Origin of the sequence: Streptomyces sp. NPDC002265 (assembly GCF_040296125.1) — a bacterium.
GTDB lineage: Bacteria > Actinomycetota > Actinomycetes > Streptomycetales > Streptomycetaceae > Streptomyces.
On sequence record NZ_JBEOWS010000641.1, the window covers coordinates 1 to 2,182 of the forward strand.

A 2,182-nucleotide genomic window follows, 5' to 3' on the forward strand; every position below is an offset into this window, starting at 1 on the left:
GCTCGGGGCTCAGTCGGGCCGGCGACACAGCGGCAGTTCAACCGCACCGGGGCGTCGACGAGTGCCAGGGCACGGTCGACGGCGATCCAGCACATGAGTTTGGAGCGGCCGAAGTGCTGCGGGCCGCTGCGGACCTCCCGGATGCCCTGGTCGGGCTGGTCCCAGCAGGTGGCGGCCATGTCGGCGCAGGCGCCGAGGAAAGCGTTGGTGGGGGTGTCCAGTGCGGCGAGATCGCCGCGCAGGCGGTGGGCGGCTGCCAGCAGTTCGCCGTAGACGTCCGGCTGCCGCTGCTGCCGGGCACCGTTGCCGATACGGACCGGACGGCTGCCGCGGAGCGTGTTCGCCCAGGTGGTGGCCGCGTTCGTTCCAGTCGGTGGCGAGCGCGTCGGTGACACTCACCAGAGCGGTGAGATATGGAACTGCGTGCACAGCACCAGGCTGCGCTCGAACTAGAGTCTGTTTCAGAAGTGGATCAAGTGGCGAGGGCAGCTTCGGCGAGGGCCGTATGCTGCACTCGCATGAAGGATCTTGGTAGTCAGATCGCATACTGGGACGGTGTCGGCGCTACGAAGACGTTCACCCATCCGGTGAATCTCGGCTGGCTGGCAGAGGTGAGTGCGAACGCTCGGGTTCTGGACTACGGCTGTGGATACGGCCGTGTCATGGCGGAGTTGAGCGATCACGGTTTCTCCGATGTGTCCGGCGTGGACCTGTCTCCGACGCTGATCGAGCGGGGTCGTGAGTTGAGGCCTGACCTGCGTTTCAGCGCCCTGGAATCTCCGCCAGACCTGGCCTACGCCTCGGCGACCTTCGATGTCGTCCTGCTGTTCGCGGTACTGACGTGCATCCCTGACAACGACGCTCAGCAGGCACTTGTCGCCGAGCTGAGCCGAGTCCTGTCCCCTGGCGGGCTGCTATATGTCAGCGACCTCGTCCTGCAGGACGACGAGCGAAACCGCGACCGCTACGCCGCCCATGCCCAGCAGTTCGGCACCCCGTACGGGGTCTTCGCCACGGATGACGGCGCGGTGTGCCGGCACCACGACATCGCGCACCTGCGCGCCCTGCTGTCGGACTTCGACTTGGTGGAGGAGCACAAGACCGAGGTCGCCACGATGAACGGCCACCGGTCCGAGGCGGTGCAGTTGCTGGGCCGTAAGCGGTAATGATCACAGCCACTCGTTGATGACGGCGACGGTGACGGTGGCCTCGTAGCGGACGGCGAGCTTGTCGTACCTCGTGGCCACCGCCCGGTGGCGCTTGAGGCGGTTGATCCCGCACTCGACCGCGTGGCGCTCGCGGTAGTCGGCCTTGTCGAACTTCGGCGGACGGCCGCCGCGGGCGCCCAGCTTCTTGCGGTTGCGGATCTGGTCGGACTTCTCCGGAATCGTGCACCGGATCCCGCGTTTGCGCAGGTAGTCGCGGTTGGATCGGGACCCGTAGGCCTTGTCGGCCCGAACACGGTCCGGTCGCCGGCGGGGCCGGCCGACGCCACTGCGTGGTACCCGGATACGGTCGAGGACCGGCTGGAACTGGGGGCTGTCATGCCGCTGGCCGGCGGTGACCAGGAAGGACAGCGGCTTCTGGCCGTGCTCGACCGCCAGGTGCACCTTCGTGGTCAGTCCACCGCGAGAGCGCCCGAGCCCGTGGTCTGCAGGCTCGTTTGTGACTCCGCCAGGTTTGTCCCGCTGCAAATCCCCCTTTTGCGGGCACCGGCCGCATGCTGATGCGCTCGCGCAATCGTGGAGTCCACGCTCACGTCCCAGGTGATCAGGCCTTTCGCGTCGGCCTCGGCCTGCAGCTGGGTGAGGATCCGACTCCAGGTGCCGTCTCGCTGCCAGCGCCGGAAGAGGTCGTAGACGGTCTCCCACTCGCCGTAACGTGCGGGAACGTCGCGCCAGGGCGCGCCGGTCCGCGTCCGCCAGCGTATGCCGTTGATCAGCTGCCGCTTGGACCAGACCGGAGGCCGCCCCGGCTTCTTGCCCACCGGCAACAGCGGCTCCAGCCTGGCCCATTGCTCGCTCGTCAGATCCCCACGCCCCACGAGTGGATCATGACAGACCTTGATCCACTTATGAAACAGACCCTAGCTTGATCTTTAACGTCTACCGTCGAATGGTCCGTCGAACTTGATCACCCGGTTCGGTATCCGCCGGACACGAAAGCGGCCTTCGTCTGAACA

3 protein-coding genes are annotated in these 2,182 nt (G+C 66.7%); 1 reads left to right on the forward strand and 2 read right to left on the reverse strand.

Features of this window, described 5'->3' with window-relative positions; all coding sequences use genetic code 11:
* Positions 1–395 (reverse strand): glycoside hydrolase family 15 protein (locus tag ABT085_RS45850; protein WP_351623075.1); only part of this gene is annotated, 395 nt, incomplete at its 3' end.
* A 123-nt stretch (positions 396–518) separates the two neighbouring features.
* On the opposite strand from ABT085_RS45850, the gene ABT085_RS45855 reads away from it, so the two are divergent.
* Positions 519–1,166: a class I SAM-dependent methyltransferase gene (locus tag ABT085_RS45855; RefSeq protein ID WP_351623078.1), complete on the forward strand. Its 648-nt coding sequence runs from the start codon at positions 519–521 to the stop codon at positions 1,164–1,166.
* A 3-nt stretch (positions 1,167–1,169) separates the two neighbouring features.
* Here the strand turns inward: ABT085_RS45855 and ABT085_RS45860 are convergent.
* Positions 1,170–2,044 (reverse strand): IS5 family transposase gene (locus ABT085_RS45860; protein ID WP_502982996.1). Its coding sequence is split into 2 segments (ribosomal slippage): positions 1,170–1,699 and positions 1,699–2,044, totalling 876 coding nucleotides; the frame shifts between segments, so codons are not numbered across the junction.
* Positions 2,045–2,182: the final 138 nt, after the last annotated feature.

Coding starts and splice junctions, on each gene's coding strand:
- ABT085_RS45855 (WP_351623078.1), top strand. CDS start 519: ATGAAGGATCTTGGTAGTCAGATCGCATACTGGGACGGTGTCGGCGCT.